This is a genomic window from Lentihominibacter faecis (genome assembly GCF_014306095.1).
GTDB lineage: Bacteria > Bacillota > Clostridia > Peptostreptococcales > Anaerovoracaceae > Lentihominibacter > Lentihominibacter faecis.
Genome location: NZ_JACRWC010000039.1, coordinates 1 through 15,694, shown reverse-complemented (window position 1 = coordinate 15,694; position 15,694 = coordinate 1). Strand labels below are relative to the sequence as shown.

The window sequence follows — 15,694 nt, the reverse complement described above, 5'->3', positions numbered from 1 at the left end:
AAGGAAACGAAGATTTTGCAAAATCAAACCGCACTTTGAAAGAAAATCTCGGAATTACCCGCACAAACAAAAAAAGCCCGCCAGAAAATTCCTGTTTCGGAGTCTTCTGGGGACTTTGGGTAAACCCTGAGAAACTTTGATTAGCCGACTTTGCTAGTTTAACGGATCGCCTACACACCTTCGCGAATGATCAGATCCTTTAGCCGGTCGATATGTATATCGGCTGCCTGGCGAGCTGCATCTGCATCACCATTTTCGATGGCTTCCAGGATCGTCTGGTGCTCTTCCGGCATGTTTTCTGCACGACGGAAATTATCATAATAAATATAACGGAAGCGCAGTACCAGTTCCTGCAGCTGTTCGATCATCTGCACCAGGATCTTGTTGTTGCAGGACTCCACGATAATGCGATGAAAACGTGTGTCGTAAGTGATCATATCCTGCATATTTCCATCTGCGACCGCCTGATTGTATTTTTTTGAAACATCTTCCAGCTCACGCATCTGCTCCGGCTTCATACGAGACGCTGCAAAGAATGCTGCCAACCCTTCCATATTCTGGCGTACTTCCAGTATCTCCACCATATCATCGGTAGAGATCTGAGAAGCATATGCTCCACGGCGTGGCTCGATGGTGACAAGCCCTTCTTTTTCCAGCTTCCGGATCGCTTCCCGGATCGGTGTACGACTTACGCCCATTTCCTCTGCCAGCTCAACTTCCATCATACGGGTGCCCGGGATGATGGTTCCTGTAAGTATTTGCATTTTTAGCTCTTCATAGACCATTTCGCGCAGCGGTCTATGATTCTGGATGTCAAAATTCAACATGTTTTCCCTCTCTTGTTACATCGCGATGCCTGTCCTGCCCTGTCGTTTTTGCGACAAAACTCTCTGGATTGCGAGACTTCATCACTTCGCAGATCTGCTGTGCTTTGCTTAACTCTTCACACAGGCAGAATACGGTCGGCCCGCTTCCGCTCATCATGACACAGTTCGAAATCCCGGCGGACTGGCATAAATCGGACATTATGTTCTTTGTATACACAATGATAGGATAACGCTTTAACGCAAAATTTTCAAGTACATTGACCATTTTTTCCTCTAGCACTTTGTAATTATTTTCGAAAATCGCAGATATTACTGCGTTATTGTCCGGATGGCGTGGTATTCCTTCGTTATCGATACCACGATAGACTTCTGCGGTAGAAACGCCGATAGCCGGCTTGGACAGCACGATAAACGAGTCCAGTCCGGTCAGAGGTTTCAGATCGGTTCCTGTTCCGGTCGCCAGCGCACAGTGACATGCATCCGGGTCGTCTGCAAAGCTTCCCTGCAAAGCTTTCTCTGCGGCTGCCTGTCCCATGATGCAAAACGGTACGTCGGAGCCTAGCCGTGCGCCGATCCTGCAAAGTTCTTTCACAGAAAGGTTCAGTTCCCAAAGCTGGTTGATAGCGTGAAGGACGGCGGCACAGTTACTGCTGCCGCCGGCAAGTCCCGCCGCCATCGGGATCTGCTTTTGGATGTCGATGGTGAGGACGCCGCCCGCCGCATCTGTGCCCGCGGCGTCTTTTGAGCTTCCGTCCGCCGCTTCTGTGCCCGCGGCGGCTTTTGCATTTCCGCCCGCCGGACCGCCGAATTCGGCTATCATTTCCTCGGCGGCTTTCCAGGCCAGGTTGCTGGAATCTGCCGGAAGATCAGGACGGCTGACGGTCAGCTGGATCTGGATTCCTGTGGGATCTGGTTCTGCTGTTTGGCCTGGTTTCCCTCGCCTTACGGATCCTGCTTCCCAGCTCACCGTGACCTCATCGCAAAGTGAGATCTGCTGCATGATCATTTCCACATCATGATATCCGTTAGGTCTTTTTCCTGTCACATCCAGAGTCAGGTTGATCTTCGCATATGCGTGTAACTGAATTTTTTTCATTTGGTTTCTCCTTACCGCTGCATTTGGTATGGCTGCAGTTTCTGCAATGTCTCTCCAGCATTCTTGCAGCCCCGGAGGGGACTTTGCAGCTGCTACGAAAAAGGGGCAAGCCTCTGGCTTACCCCCGTTTCATCCATTTATTTTTTCTTTTTGTTCTTGGAGTTCTTCTGCTTGCCGGTCTGGTTCTTCGGGTTGGTATTGCCCTTTTTGTTGTTGCCGCCGGAAGGATTAGCAGTCTTCTTGACCTCCACCTTGTAGGTGCTGCCTGCTGCAGAGATCGGTCTTGCCTTGGAAACTCTCTTATTGGATTCCTTGCGAAGCTTTTCTGCGACTTCTTCCTGGATCTTCTTTTCCTCGGCTCTGCGCTTTTCTTCGGCTTCCGCCTGTTTTGCCTTGCGCTTCTTATCCTTTTCTACGATTTCTTCTACGGACTTGCCGGTTCTCTTTGCTTCCTTATACGGATTTACAGTTTCGGATTTGCCCTTCTCTTCCTTTTCTTTTTCCATGGCCTTCTTAGCGCTGCGACTGCTGAAGAAGATCATGCCGACGATCATTACGACCATCATGATCATGTAGATCCTTGTAGATCCCTTCTGGTCAAGAGTCTTGAAGTGGAGCTTGTGGCTCACGCCCATTTTCGTGCCGTCTGTAGATGTCAGATTTTTACCGATCGTCAGATCGTATTCTGTGTCGCCTTCGATCTGGATGTCCTTTTTCACCGTGTCGGATACGACCATGACCAGGCCTTCTTCCTTGTGGCTGTAATATACTTTGATCGGAATTTTCTTTCCCTTTTTATCCGTCAGCTTGAACTGCTTGGCGTTGGCTTCGCGGGAAGCCTTATCCTTCGGGAGCATTTCCGTGTCAAAGTAGATCTTCACACTCAGGTTTTCCACGGAAACATTTTTCGCATTGTTTTCCGGAGTGGTTTTTTCTATTTTGAAGTTTGCACCTTTCTGCGTATTTGCTGTTTCTTTCGCTGCGAAACAGGAAGGTGCTAAGATAGATACTGCCATAATCATAAGGCAAATCAGTGCACTGACTCTTTTCATTGATGTTTTTCCTCCGCCTTGTTTTTTCTTAATTGTTTAAAAAAGTCCCTTATGATGCCGCTGCATTCCGCCTGCATCACTCCGGTCTCTATTTCTACAAAATGATTCAGCTTCTTTTCCTGAGGGATGTTAAAAACCGATCCGCATGCGCCCGCCTTGGGATCCATGGATCCGATGTAGAGCTTTTCGATCCGGGACCATACGATAGCGCCGGCACACATGCTGCAGGGTTCAATGGTGACGTACATGCTGCAGCCTGGAAGCTTCCAGCCTCCAAGTCGTTTCGCAGCCTGACGGATCGCCACGATCTCTGCGTGTGCTGTGGGGTCACAGCCGGTCTCCGTTTCGTTATGACCTCTGCCGATGATCTCGCCGTCCTTGACGATCACGGCGCCGATGGGGATCTCCCCCATGGCAGCGGCTTTTTTCGCCTCTTTCAGAGCTTCTTCCATATACTTTTTCATATACTTTACAATAGTATCACATTTTCGTGAGGCAGGCAAGATGTTGTTGCAGCCCCGCCAAAGTTTCGCGTCATCTGTTTAGTCGCCGGTCACGATCTGGGACGGTGCGCCGAACTCGCTTCGGCACTCCTTCCAAAGATCGGCAAAATACTTGTTGTACACGGCGCAGCCGATGGATTTTCCGCGCATTTCCAGTTCACTGCAAAGATTGCACGTCAGGCACCATTGCACGTCCGAGGCTTGTTCGCTCTGGACTTTGCAAGGCAGATACGGGTCGGCCAGCGCCTGGCGTCCCAGCCCCACCATATCCATGACGCCATTCTGCAAAGCATCCTCTGCCACGTGAAGCAAAGACGTTCGCTCCGGCTGTACGCCCCGCAGTTGGTTGTGCGTGCCATCGCCCAGCACTGACATACCGGCTCCGATGATGACCGTCTGCGGCTGCACGACCTCCTTCATGGTTTTGGCCATGGTCAGGTGCTGATACACATTGGTGGAGCAGGATGGAGAAGGGGCCATGTTCTCCCAGTAAACGGAAGCGTTTCCGATGGTTTCCCCAAAGTAGCTGCATCCGCGGGCTTCCAGGCCCTGCAGCAGTGCGATAGATTCCGATAAATCGTAGCAGAAGCTGTCCGCTCCGGCGTGTCCCTGTCCGCCCGGCATTTCCTCGTACATGCTCACCCGTGCACCGATGAGGAATTTTGGATCGGGAACAGCGCGTCTGATCCGCTCACAGGTTTCAAATGCAAAACGGCTTCGGTTCTCCCAGGAACCGCCGTATTTCCAGTCGCGGTCGTTATATGGGCGCAGCAGCTGGCTGCCAAGATAACCATGGCAGAACTTCAGGTCGATGCCGTCCACGCCGATGCGATAGAGAAATTTGGCAGTTTCCACCTGTCGGTGGATGTAGTCGTCGATATACCATGCATCAATGAGCTCTCCGCCAAAAGGCGTCAAAGGTTTGACCGTGACTCTTCTGGAAAATTCTTTCCCGGCAGTTTCTCCGGCATGATGATACTGAAAAATCAGGAGAGTATTAGGGTGCTTTGCCTTAAAGGAAGCTACGAAGCGTTCCCATTCCTCACGGCTTTCTTTTTTATACACATCAAGCAGCAGCTGCCGGTCGCGGGATCTGGTCTCGTGCTGCAGTGTCACAGCCTCCAGAAAAACCAGTCCTGCGCCGCCCTCTGCGTAGCGGTCGTACCGCATCTGCATATCCTGAGAAAGGTGACCGCCTTCCGCGGCGTCTGCACATTCCATAGGCAGTACGGCAAATCTGTTTTTCGTTGTCAGCCCGCCAATTTGCAGCGGACTCCATAAAATATTGTTCTGTATCATGCTTATCATTATAGCACAGGTGAGGTGTAATATTCCATTCCACTTTTTGCTGCAAAGTTCCTAGCAAAAATCATAGTCTCGCTGGAAAAACGTCTCCGACACTCAGAGGGAAATCAAAAACAAGACAATATCGCAAAGACCTTAGCGCGGAGAAGTGGCCTGACGTCCGGTTTTGTAATGTTACCATGACAAAACCGGTAGAGCATGTGCCCGTCGGTGATTAGTATCTGTTTATGCCATGTTTTCGTGGATCTGAAACTATGATTTTTTGAGGGGATTTGCTGCAAAAAATCATAAAATCGTGCCGGGGCAGCCCGAAGTAACGGCTCGATACGGATACTCCTCGATCTTCCCGGTCCGGCGGCTGATGGACGCGATCCAGTAGCCGTAGGTCTGGTCCCGGCGCTGCTGTAAAGGCAGAGAAGTATCCTGCTGGATCTTTTCCATCCCCAGGATCGGCTGCCAGAAGGTGAAACCGGATCTGCCGCTGTCCGGCTGCTCGGCAGGCAGAAACCGGCCGGGTACAGCTACGAAATAATGGGTGTCGTTCCAGCCCCATAGAAAATGACCATAGATTTTTACCGGGGTTTCCGAACCGGGCGATAAAATCGGGAAATCTGACCAGTCTAAAACCTTCTTCCAGTGGGCGGAAGTCGAATCATGATAAAATGGTCTGATGTCTGTGAGCTGCTTCTGCATTCTGGCGATAGTGATACAGCGATCCAGCACAAAATCCTGATAAAACGGACTATAATCCTTCGGAGCGGCAGTCGGGAGCGGATCTGCGGGACAGGCGATCCGGAATTTCCCCTGCAGTACCGGGTGAAGGGATTCCCTGGGGTTCGTGACAGAGGCTGCCGCGACGATCATTGTGTCGAACTCCCAAAGACAGCTGCCGTGACCATTCAGATCCGCCGGCCTGATGCGAAAGATCCCCTCGCCTCGACCGCCTGAAGACAGGACGATACTTCCAAGCAGATGGTAGACCTGCTGTTCTTTTTTGATCCCGGCCAGAAGCAGCTTGTAGCAGTACTCACCGGCAGGAAAAATTTTTACGTTTTCCACGATGACGGTGACCAGTCCTTTATCGGCGTTATTTTCCAGTTTGACAAACCCGCGTATAGGCCTGAGGGGATCCAGGGCGTATTTACGACTGATTTCCTGCAGCAGGATGGGGCTCTTCCTTGTTTTTGAAAAATCCATGGCTTCCTCCTTGTGAAATTCGGTGATTTTTAGTAATATATGTAGAACAGAAGGCGGCTATGACCGTTTCCCGGATCCCCGAAGGGCGCTTTGCAGGAAGATGCGGGAGCACATATGGCTGTCTGAAAAGGGAGGCTTTATGGTTTTAGACATTATTCTGGTGGCGATCCTGGTGTTTTTCGCAGCCAAGGGACTGGCGAAAGGATTCGTATACACCTGTTTACATACGCTGGGCTGGATCGCGGCGATCGTGCTGGCCTGGTTTGCTGCAAAGCCCCTGGCGGACATATTGGAAGACGGTTCGCTGGGGATGAGCATAAGAGACAGTTTGACTGAAAAGTTCGCCATGTCCACTGCAGCACTGGACAATGCTGTTGCGGGCATGCCGGCCATCATCAGCGGAGGGATATCCGCAGGCGCAGGGGAAGCATCCGATCTGTTCGTTCAGCTGCTGACGACGACTATCGTTACACTCATCAGTTTCCTGGCCATTACTGTGGGATGCAGCATTCTGATGCGGATCCTGGTGCATCCTGCCTGTAAAAGACAGCACCGGGGGCTTCTCCACACTTCTGACCGTGTGCTGGGGCTTTTGACCGGATTGGTCGAAGGAGTGCTGCTGGTATTCCTGTTTCTGGCACTGCTCATGGTGGTGGTCAACTGCGGCGGAGAAGGGCTTGCAGGCTCCATTGTGGACAGCCTGGACAGCTCGTTCATAGCGGGAGCATTGTACGACAGCAATCTGCTGCTGATCGTGACCGGTGGTTTTTTCTCGTAGGGATCCATTAAAAGCGCACAGCGCAGGAGGAAAAAATGCTTACAATCACAGTACTGGCAGAAAACAGCGATGGAAAAGGTCTGTGTGGGGAGCACGGTCTTTCTTTGCATATAGAATATGAGGGACGAAGGTATCTGCTGGATGCGGGAGCTACAGGGCTTTTCGCGGAGAATGCTGCGAAACTGGGTCTTTCGCTGGCCGAGGTGGAGGCGGTCTTTTTATCCCACGCTCACTACGACCATGCAGGCGGGCTTTCCCGCTTTTTCGCAGAGAATGCTCATGCAAAGGTCTATCTGCAGGAAGCGGCAGCAGAAAACTGTTACTCGGAGAAGGCGGGAGCACGGGAATACATCGGGATCCCAAGAGGGATTTTGCGGGAGCACGCAGATAGATTCTGTTTCGTATCGGGAGCATCGAGCTGTTCCGCGGTCAGCCTGGCTGATGCAAAGCCGGTGCCCGGCATATGGATCCTTCCGCACACTACGCCAAATCTGGAAGAGCAGGGCCGTAAAGCCCATATGTACCGGCTGGAAGACGGACGTTTTAAAATAGACGACTTTGCCCACGAGCAGAGTGTGACCTTTGAGACAAAAAAGGGTCTGATCCTTTGCAACAGCTGCAGTCACGGAGGCATCGTCAACATCGTCAAAGAAGCGCAGCGCGCTTTGCACAAGAACGTTTATGCAGTCGTCGGCGGTTTTCACCTAAAAAGCCCTGACGGTGTGGATTCCATGGCGGTATCGCCGGAAGAAGTAGAGGACATCGGCAGACAGCTTGTCAAACTGGGTGTGAAACTGATTTATACGGGGCATTGTACGGGCAGGCCGGCTCTTGGTATTTTGCAGCAGTGCTTTCCGAAAGAAGTGCATAGTCTTCACACGGGGATGCAGTTGAACTTCTGATGGGCGTGGAATTTTTTTAAATTCCCCTCTTGTCAAACCGGGATCAGTACTGTATACTTAAGGGCAATACAAATCAATAAAATGATAGAGGTGCGGAGCAGAAGAAGAGCTAAGTAGCCGGCGGGCTGTGACTTACTTGGAGGCATCCTCCGCCGAACCGAAGCCGCAGGCGTGTTGTTTCGGTGGGCATGCAGTCAATAGCTGCATGACTGTCTGCCGGGTCTGCCTGGCAGGGGCGCTATTCTTACTTATATGACATCTTTTATTTTGAGTATCAGTCAGTAGGGAGTGCCCTGCTGACTTTCTTTTTTTCAGCAGGAGCCGTTATACTGGCGCCCATTCTTACGAGATCTGCACACGATCTGCCTCCATCATTTTGCAAATACATGACAAGGGGAAACACATTATGGAAACATTACAGATCGGAGGTGTCAGCGCAAGGCAGCTGGCGGATAATTTCGGAACTCCACTTTACGTTTACGACGAAGACAAGATCATAGCACAGGCGAAAGATGCCATGGAGAATTTCTCATCCGATATGTTCAAGACGGAGGTCGCTTATGCATCGAAGGCATTCTCATCCATCGCACTGTTCAAACTGCTTGCAGCGCAGGGGCTGGGGTTTGACGCGGTCAGCGGCGGTGAGCTTTACGGTATGAGCCGGGCAGGCGTGGACATGAGCAAGGTCTACTTCCACGGCAACAACAAGAGCAATAAAGAGATCGAAGAAGCACTGGAACTGGGAGTCGGCTATTTCGTGATCGACAATGTGATGGAATGTCGCAGGCTCATCGAGATCGCCATGGAAAAACACATCCAGACGAAAGCGCTGCTGCGTGTCAATCCGGGGATCTCAGCTCATACGCATGAATACATCATGACGGCAAAGCCGGATTCCAAGTTCGGGATCTTCATCGACGATACGGAGCACATCGGACAGGTGATCGAACTTCTGGCGGAAAGCAGTCATGTGAGACTGGCAGGATTCCACAGCCACATCGGTTCACAGATCATGGATGCGCGATCTTTTGAGAAAGCCATCGATACCATGACTTACTTCCTGGCATATGTTCAGAGAGAGTACGGCATGGAGCAGACGGAGCTATCCATCGGCGGCGGATTCGGCATCAAATATCTGGAGGAAGATCAGCCGATTTCTCTGGGACAAATGTGCAAAACTATGGTAAAATATACGGAGAGGTGTATCCAGGAAAAGGACATCTCCATTTCGAAGCTCATTACGGAGCCGGGACGTGCGATGGTAGGTGAGGCAGGCTATACACTTTACACCATCGGAGACAGGAAACGGAGCGGCACCAAGGACTACCTGTTCGTAGACGGAGGCATGAGCGATAACATCCGCCCGGCACTGTACGATGCAGGCTACCGGGCTGTGCTGGCAGAGAAATATAAGGAGCCGGCATGGCATACTTACTGCATCGCCGGCAAGAACTGTGAATCGGGAGACGTGCTTATCGACACCATAAAACTCCCAGAAGCCAAATCAGGCGATCTGCTCGCCGTGTATTCCACGGGGGCTTACGGATATTCCATGGCAAGCAACTACAACCGTCTGGGAAGACCTGCGGTGGTATTTGCAGGACATGGCAAAGCACGGGTCGTGATCAGAAGAGAGAGCTATGCGGATCAGTATGATCTGGAAATAGAATAGGAGGCGATGACAATTAATATCGTACAAAAATACAACGGCAGAAGTCTTTACTCCATGAAAAAGCTCAGGGAGGTCGCAGCACACATCGCATCGCTGCGGGGACAATATGAAAACATGGTGATCGTTGTCGGCAACATGGGACAGTCGACAGGAGATCTCATCGCAATGGCCAAAGAAGCCGGTCAGGACATCCCGAAACGTGAGCTGGAAGTCCTTCTGGCGGCAGGCGAACAGCAGTCGGCATCGCTTCTGGCTATCGCTCTCAGCGACATGGGAGTGGAAGCAGAGTCCATGATGGGCTGCAAGAGAGAGATCGTGGCGCATCCGTACTTTGCAGACGAGTACGCCAACGTGAAAGAGATCAATACGGAGAGAGTACAGGAGATCATCAGCGCAGGCAAGGTGGCTGTCGTAGCCGGATTCCAGGGGATCGATGAAACAAAAGACATCATCGACCTGGGCAGAGGCGGCTCCGACATCACAGCAGTTGGTATCGCGGCTCACTTCGGCTGGGACTGTGAATTCTACACGACGGCGGAATGCATGTATACGGCAGATCCGCAGATGTATCCGGAAGCCAGACCGATCAAGGCCATCACTTACGAAGAAATGATGGAAATGACCAACCTCGGTGCAGACAAGGTAGAGACCAGAGCTGTCGAGCTGGCAAAAAAATATAATGTGAAGTTATTTTTAGGGAAGTCTTTGGAAAAAGATAAGAGTAAAGGAACATATATCGTGAATAAGGAAATGATTGTAAATGAAAACCTCGTAGTAGAGGATATGCCTGTTACAGGAATGGGCATCCAGGATGAAATATCGATCTTTACACTGCGGAACGTACCGTCTGACGGGAAGGCTGTTGCAGAATGTTTCCGCATTCTCGGAGAACTGGGGATCAATGTGGACATGATCTCGCAGCAGATGGCTGCAGACGGATCCTGCACAGTATCCTTCAGCTGTGACGACAAGCAGGGAAATACGCTGGAGGTAGAACTGGCCAAGCAGGACGAATTCAAGGACATCGTCATCGACAGAGTATCTGACCTGGCAATGATCTCGCTGGTTGGCGTCGGCATGGCGACTCACTCCGGCGTATCCGGCAAGGTGTTCCAGATCCTGGCCGAAAACGGCATCCGTTACTACCACATCACAACGTCGGAAATCTCCATTTCCGTAACGGTAGCGATGGATCAGAAACTGAAGGCAGCTATCGCGCTGTGCAGAGCTTTCCACCTGTAAACAAAGCATAGGCACGGCGGGAAAGGTAAAAGGAAAGGTAAATGTATAATATTTCAAAATATCACGGCTGTGGCAACAACTTCGTCATCATGCAGGAAGCGGAGCTGGCAGAGCAGCTGGGAGTGCCCTGCGGTGAGGAGAGTGCGGGTGCTTATGCAAAGTTCGCGGCCAGGGTCTGCGACGAGAGCGTAGGCGTCGGCGCAGACGGCTTTATCATCGTTCGGACGGAGCCTGTTTTGGAAATGGTTTTTTTCAACAGAGACGGCAGCAGAGCACCGATGTGCGGCAACGGCATCCGCTGTTTCGCCCATTACTGCAGGGATCACAAGATCCGCACGGGCGATGCATATCCGGTGAAGACCCTGGCAGGCGATATGGTGGTGGAAGTGAAAAGCACCGATCCGTTCCGGGTGCAGATCGACATGGGATGCCCGATATTTGACCCGGCAGCCGTATGTGTTGAATCCGATGCGCCGGATCTGTTAGAACTGGAACTTTCTTTGAAGGACGGGAATACACTGACAGTAAGCAGCCTCTTTATGGGAACGATCCACACGGTGCTCTTTGTAGACGATGTGGAAGCCGACTGGATCGAGACCCTTGGCGAAGAGATCTGCAACGCCCCGACCTTTGCAGAAAAAACCAACGTCAACTTCGTGAAAGTGTTAGACGATCATACGTTGCAGATGATCACCTACGAACGCGGAGTGGGCATGACACAGGCGTGTGGCACGGGGGCATGCGCGTCGGTAGTGACGGCAGCCCGCAAGGGACTTTGCAGCAAAACCGCAGAGGTGATCCTGCCGCTGGGAAGCCTGAAAATCGAAATCAAAGACGACGGTCACGTTATGATGGAAGGTCCGTCGGTTCATGTATTAGAAGGTAAGTTATATTAGTAGAGTTCAGAAGGGAGAATGAAAATGATTCGAGGATCGATGGTAGCGCTTATTACACCGTTTAATGAGGACGGAAGCGTTAATTATAAAAGACTGCGGGAGCTGATCGACTGGCACGTGGATCAGCAGACAGACGCAATTCTGGTGCTGGGAACGACGGCTGAAACGCCGACACTGACCGTTTCCGAAGAAGATGAAATCGCACGGATCTCTATCGAACAGGCAAAGGGAAGAGTTCCGATCATCGTCGGCAGCGGATCCAACAACACCATGGTGGCGATCGAACAGAGTTTAAAATATGAGAAGATGGGAGCGGACGGACTTCTGGTCATCACACCGTACTACAACAAGGCCAGCAAAGCCGGCATGGTAAACCACTTCATGCAGGTGGCAGATGCGGTCCATACACCGGTTTATGTTTATAACGTACCGGGCAGAACGGGCGTATCCCTTACTTACGAAGCACTGGCGGAGATCAGCCAGCACAAGAACATCGTGGGGATCAAAGAAGCCAGCGGCAACATGTCCCTGATCTGCCAGTTCTCCAAGCTGATCAACGAAAATTTCAACGTTTACTCCGGTAACGACGATATCAACGTAGCTCTCATGTCCATGGGCGGTGCGGGATCCATCTCTGTAATGGCCAACATCCTGCCGAAGGAAGTCCACGACATCGCTATGGCATGTCAGAACGGCGACTTCGAAACAGCCAGAAAGATGCAGCTGAAATATCTGGACTTCATCAATGCGCTGTTTATCGAAACAAACCCGATCCCGATCAAGGAAGCTATGAACATGGCAGGGCTCAACGTGGGCGGATACAGACTGCCGCTCTGCCCGATGGCGGACGACACAAAGGCTGTGCTGAAAGCTGAAATGGAGAAGCTGGGGATCATCTAATACGAAAGGGGACAACAATGAACGTAGCAGTATTAGGCGGCGGCGCAATGGGACACGTGCTGGCGCAGATGATAGAAGAAAAGGATGGCTTTGCCCTGGCGGGTATGGTGGATCCGCTCAAGGGGGAAAGCCTGGCAGATCTTGACGATGTGGATGTAGTCATCGACTTCAGCAACCCGGCCAACCTGCCGATGGTGATGGCTTATTGCGAGGAGAATAAGTGTCCGGCGGTCATCGCAACGACAGGATTTTCAGATGAAGAAACAGCGAAGATACAAGCGCTGGGTCGGGAAGTTCCGGTGGTGTTTTCCGCCAACTACTCCCTCGGCATCAACGTGATGAAGCGGGTGGTGGCAGAGATCACGCCGATCCTGGAAGATACCTTCGACATCGAGATCATCGAAAAGCATCATAACAAGAAGCTGGATGCACCGAGTGGAACGGCTAAGATGCTGCTGTCGGCAGCAAATCCGGACGGTGCCTATGATCATGTGTACGGAAGAGAAGGAAACCGCAAGAGGGGCAAGGAAATCGGTATCCATGCTGTTCGCGCAGGCTCCATCGCAGGGGAGCACACCGTGCTGTATGCCGGTGACGACGAACTGCTGGAGATCAAGCACACCGCCGGATCCAAGAAGATCTTCGCGGCAGGCGCGCTGAAAGCGGCAGCTTTCGCAGCGGAAGCTAAAAGCGGGTATTACACGATGGAAGACGTGTTATTCGGATAAAGAAAAAACATCAAAGCATCAGTCCGGGCGGGCTGGTGCTTTCTGTGGTTTAAGCAGACCCGCCGCGCTGCGGCCGGCGGCAGAAAACAAACGAAAGGATATATGCAACATGGAAGCAAGAGAAATTATAGAATTCATTGGAAACGCTGAAAAAAAGACGCCGGTAAAGGTTTACGTCAAGGAAAAGGAACCTGTTGATTTTGCAGGATGCCAGGTATTTGGAAACGGGGACAAGATCGTCTTCGGCGACTGGGCTGTGGTGCAGCCGATCCTCGCAGAAAATGCGGACAAGATCGAAGACTTCGTGTTAGAAAACGACTGTAGAAATTCTGCTATCCCGCTTCTGGATATGAAGAATATCAAAGCTCGTATCGAACCGGGCGCATTCATTCGCGACAAGGTTGAGATCGGTGATAATGCCGTGATCATGATGGGTGCGATCATCAACATCGGCGCAGTCATCGGCGAAGGATCCATGATCGACATGGGCGCTGTCCTGGGCGGCAGAGCAACCGTCGGCAAGAACTGTCACATCGGTGCAGGTACAGTCCTGGCAGGGGTTATCGAACCGCCGAGCGCGCAGCCTGTTATCGTGGAAGATGACGTTGTCATCGGTGCTAATGCTGTCGTGCTGGAAGGCTGCCGCATCGGCAAGGGCGCAGTCGTAGCAGCAGGCGCAGTCGTAGTAGACGATGTACCGGCAGGTGTAGTCGTGGCAGGTGTTCCTGCAAAGATCATCAAGGACGCTTCCGACACGGCAGCCGAAAAGCTGGAAATCGTAGATCTGCTGCGCAAGCTGTAGGAGGTCAGGATATAGTAGCAACATCTGTGCAAAGAAATCTTTGATTTCTTTGCGCACTTTTTTTGGTGGTGCTGTCGCATTAACGTGTGAGCTGCTCACTTGAACAGCTCACTGTCAAGTAGACCGATAAAAAACAAAATTTTTCTATCTCCAGCCGTAGTTGTATGGCTGGAGATATTTTTATGTCGGAAGATCATCTTGATTTTTTGATCCAGTGATATATCTGGTGGGAGTCAGGATGAAAAAGTTGTATGGTTGGATGAAAAAAATGGAAATATTTAGGCGGTTTTTCATCCTAAAATCGCAATATCTCAAAATAAGGATGAACGCCTTTGTAAGGAGCATGAATTAGAGGGTGTTTCATCGTTAATCTTGGATTACGGAGCAGTTAGGATGAATGCTGGCGGGCTCCATCTCAGCAGAGAGATATCGAGGATCTAGAAGCTGCGCTTGAAAAGATCAGGGAATACGAGCTGAAGATCCACAAATGCGGTATGCGAAACAGTTATTCCAATAGTATTCAAGAAGTCATAAAGTTCCGTGAGTAATCGAAGAAGGCAATGCTTTGAGAAAAAAGGAGAGCAATATTCTGAAAACTACTTGAGATTTCGAGAAAAATCTGCAATAATACTATATATCTATGGGGTAGGGGGCTTTATATCCTTTTTTCTTTAGAAATTATGGGAGGAGGACTTGACTATGGCCAATGGAAATGCGACAATTATCGGCTCGGCTCGGCTCGGCTCGGCTCGGCTCGGCTCGGCTCGGCTCGGCTCGGCTCGGCTCGGCTCGGCTCGGCTCGGCTCGGCTCGGCAGGAGCGTAGCGCCGTTTTTTCAGTATGTCAAGTCTTATTTCATAGAATTTATAACGAACCGATTGCCGGAGACAGGGTGCATTATGCCTTGGCTTCGGCTTTTTGCGTTTGCCGGAAGGGTGGTGGTTTGATATTGAAGTCCTAACCACGACCGGCAAATCAATCTTTTCCGGTTAAACCTTCTATCTTCTCCGGCGTGTCCGCTGTCGGAGAAAGTAAATAGCGGATAGAATTATTTTGGAGGAACGAAAATGAAGAAGAAACTTATAAGCCTTCTGCTTGCGTTGTGCCTTGTGATGGCGCTTGTCCCCATGACAGCATTTGCGGCAGAAACCACAGACTCTTGGGATGGGACAGCCGATACAAGCTGGTATGATGAGAATGAAACGGAATTTCATCTGCAAACAGCCGAGCAGTTGGCAGGCATGGCAAAGCTCGTCAATGATAAAACAGCAAATTTTAAGGACAAAACTGTTTATCTTGATAATGACTTGGATTTGTCGGGCCATGAATGGATCTCTATCGGTGACGGAGCCAATACGGCTTGGGGATCATTTCAGGGGATTTTTGACGGACAAAGCCATGTAGTTTATAACCTGTATTCTCATGAGGGCCTAAAATCTGAAAACAAAGACAATAACAATAACTTGTATAGAAATGGTTTGTTCGGTGCTATCTACAATGCAACTGTGCAAAATCTCGGCATTGAAAATGCTGATATCGTGATACCGATGAATGATACCTCCACCTACGGAAAAGGCATTTTGGTGGACTGGATGACCAATTCCACCATTAGAAACTGTTATACTACCGGTTCCATTACCGGCGGTTCTTATATAGAAAAATACATAGGCGGTCTTGCAGGATTTTTAAATGGGAACAACAGTATCAGCCAGTGTTATTCTACCGCTGCAATTACGGGTAACTATGACGGCGAGTACTATGCAGAACAAGAAGGCGGCTGTCTCTTATACACATC

The 15,694-nt window shown here is 50.7% G+C and carries 15 protein-coding genes and 1 riboswitch; of the genes, 9 read left to right on the top strand and 6 right to left on the bottom strand.

Going from position 1 to position 15,694, the window contains the following annotated elements; all coding sequences use genetic code 11:
• Positions 1–170: 170 nt before the first annotated feature.
• The 6 genes from H8876_RS02560 to H8876_RS02535 form a co-directional block, all read right to left on the bottom strand.
• Positions 171–827 carry a GntR family transcriptional regulator gene (locus H8876_RS02560; protein WP_177264803.1) on the bottom strand — a complete coding sequence of 219 codons (657 nt, stop codon included), beginning with the start codon at positions 825–827 and terminating at the stop codon, positions 171–173.
• Positions 814–1,923 carry a 4-(cytidine 5'-diphospho)-2-C-methyl-D-erythritol kinase gene (locus H8876_RS02555; protein WP_249286393.1) on the bottom strand — a complete coding sequence of 370 codons (1,110 nt, stop codon included), beginning with the start codon at positions 1,921–1,923 and terminating at the stop codon, positions 814–816. The genes H8876_RS02560 and H8876_RS02555 overlap by 14 nt, the downstream gene beginning before the upstream one ends.
• Positions 1,924–2,060: 137 nt before the next feature.
• The gene (locus tag H8876_RS02550; RefSeq protein ID WP_177265017.1) at positions 2,061–2,975 is read right to left on the bottom strand and encodes an Ig-like domain-containing domain; all 915 of its coding nucleotides are present in this window, start codon (positions 2,973–2,975) and stop codon (positions 2,061–2,063) included.
• Positions 2,972–3,439: a tRNA adenosine(34) deaminase TadA gene (gene tadA, locus H8876_RS02545; RefSeq protein ID WP_249286392.1), complete on the bottom strand. Its 468-nt coding sequence runs from the start codon at positions 3,437–3,439 to the stop codon at positions 2,972–2,974. Before tadA ends, H8876_RS02550 begins: the two co-directional genes overlap by 4 nt.
• A gap of 78 nt (positions 3,440–3,517) precedes the next feature.
• Complete coding sequence (locus tag H8876_RS02540) at positions 3,518–4,777, bottom strand: oxidoreductase (RefSeq protein ID WP_249286391.1); 1,260 nt, start codon at positions 4,775–4,777, stop codon at positions 3,518–3,520.
• 291 nt (positions 4,778–5,068) lie between these two features.
• Positions 5,069–5,980, bottom strand: coding sequence for a hypothetical protein (locus H8876_RS02535; RefSeq protein WP_249286390.1), 912 nt, complete (start codon positions 5,978–5,980; stop codon positions 5,069–5,071).
• A gap of 139 nt (positions 5,981–6,119) precedes the next feature.
• On the opposite strand from H8876_RS02535, the gene H8876_RS02530 reads away from it, so the two are divergent.
• The 9 genes from H8876_RS02530 to H8876_RS02490 form a co-directional block, all read left to right on the top strand.
• Positions 6,120–6,758: a CvpA family protein gene (locus H8876_RS02530; RefSeq protein ID WP_249286389.1), complete on the top strand. Its 639-nt coding sequence runs from the start codon at positions 6,120–6,122 to the stop codon at positions 6,756–6,758.
• A gap of 35 nt (positions 6,759–6,793) precedes the next feature.
• On the top strand, positions 6,794–7,660 hold the full coding sequence (locus H8876_RS02525) for an MBL fold metallo-hydrolase (protein ID WP_249286388.1): 867 nt from the start codon (positions 6,794–6,796) through the stop codon (positions 7,658–7,660).
• A 77-nt stretch (positions 7,661–7,737) separates the two neighbouring features.
• Positions 7,738–7,909: riboswitch (Lysine riboswitch) on the top strand.
• Between the two features lie 157 nt (positions 7,910–8,066).
• Positions 8,067–9,332: a diaminopimelate decarboxylase gene (gene lysA, locus H8876_RS02520; RefSeq protein WP_249286387.1), complete on the top strand. Its 1,266-nt coding sequence runs from the start codon at positions 8,067–8,069 to the stop codon at positions 9,330–9,332.
• A 6-nt stretch (positions 9,333–9,338) separates the two neighbouring features.
• Positions 9,339–10,574 (top strand): aspartate kinase, encoded by a 1,236-nt coding sequence (locus H8876_RS02515; protein WP_249286386.1) that lies wholly within the window; start codon positions 9,339–9,341, stop codon positions 10,572–10,574.
• A 41-nt stretch (positions 10,575–10,615) separates the two neighbouring features.
• Complete coding sequence (gene dapF, locus H8876_RS02510) at positions 10,616–11,470, top strand: diaminopimelate epimerase (RefSeq protein WP_249286385.1); 855 nt, start codon at positions 10,616–10,618, stop codon at positions 11,468–11,470.
• A gap of 24 nt (positions 11,471–11,494) precedes the next feature.
• Positions 11,495–12,370 carry a 4-hydroxy-tetrahydrodipicolinate synthase gene (dapA, locus tag H8876_RS02505; protein ID WP_249286384.1) on the top strand — a complete coding sequence of 292 codons (876 nt, stop codon included), beginning with the start codon at positions 11,495–11,497 and terminating at the stop codon, positions 12,368–12,370.
• 17 nt (positions 12,371–12,387) lie between these two features.
• The gene (gene dapB, locus H8876_RS02500; RefSeq protein WP_249286383.1) at positions 12,388–13,098 is read left to right on the top strand and encodes a 4-hydroxy-tetrahydrodipicolinate reductase; all 711 of its coding nucleotides are present in this window, start codon (positions 12,388–12,390) and stop codon (positions 13,096–13,098) included.
• A 100-nt stretch (positions 13,099–13,198) separates the two neighbouring features.
• On the top strand, positions 13,199–13,900 hold the full coding sequence (dapD, locus tag H8876_RS02495; protein ID WP_346727825.1) for a 2,3,4,5-tetrahydropyridine-2,6-dicarboxylate N-acetyltransferase: 702 nt from the start codon (positions 13,199–13,201) through the stop codon (positions 13,898–13,900).
• Positions 13,901–14,966: 1,066 nt separating this feature from the next.
• The coding region (locus H8876_RS02490; RefSeq protein ID WP_465250726.1) for a hypothetical protein at positions 14,967–15,694 on the top strand (728 nt) is incomplete at its 3' end.

Bases quoted from the DNA above. Each gene is read 5' to 3' on its own strand.
- H8876_RS02540 (WP_249286391.1), bottom strand. From the start codon at position 4,777: ATGATACAGAACAATATTTTATGGAGTCCGCTGCAAATTGGCGGGCTG.
- tadA (WP_249286392.1), bottom strand. From the start codon at position 3,439: ATGAAAAAGTATATGGAAGAAGCTCTGAAAGAGGCGAAAAAAGCCGCT.
- dapA (WP_249286384.1), top strand. From the start codon at position 11,495: ATGATTCGAGGATCGATGGTAGCGCTTATTACACCGTTTAATGAGGAC.
- H8876_RS02535 (WP_249286390.1), bottom strand. From the start codon at position 5,980: ATGGATTTTTCAAAAACAAGGAAGAGCCCCATCCTGCTGCAGGAAATC.
- H8876_RS02555 (WP_249286393.1), bottom strand. From the start codon at position 1,923: ATGAAAAAAATTCAGTTACACGCATATGCGAAGATCAACCTGACTCTG.
- H8876_RS02530 (WP_249286389.1), top strand. From the start codon at position 6,120: ATGGTTTTAGACATTATTCTGGTGGCGATCCTGGTGTTTTTCGCAGCC.
- H8876_RS02525 (WP_249286388.1), top strand. From the start codon at position 6,794: ATGCTTACAATCACAGTACTGGCAGAAAACAGCGATGGAAAAGGTCTG.
- dapB (WP_249286383.1), top strand. From the start codon at position 12,388: ATGAACGTAGCAGTATTAGGCGGCGGCGCAATGGGACACGTGCTGGCG.
- H8876_RS02560 (WP_177264803.1), bottom strand. From the start codon at position 827: ATGTTGAATTTTGACATCCAGAATCATAGACCGCTGCGCGAAATGGTC.
- H8876_RS02550 (WP_177265017.1), bottom strand. From the start codon at position 2,975: ATGAAAAGAGTCAGTGCACTGATTTGCCTTATGATTATGGCAGTATCT.
- H8876_RS02515 (WP_249286386.1), top strand. From the start codon at position 9,339: ATGACAATTAATATCGTACAAAAATACAACGGCAGAAGTCTTTACTCC.
- lysA (WP_249286387.1), top strand. From the start codon at position 8,067: ATGGAAACATTACAGATCGGAGGTGTCAGCGCAAGGCAGCTGGCGGAT.
- dapF (WP_249286385.1), top strand. From the start codon at position 10,616: ATGTATAATATTTCAAAATATCACGGCTGTGGCAACAACTTCGTCATC.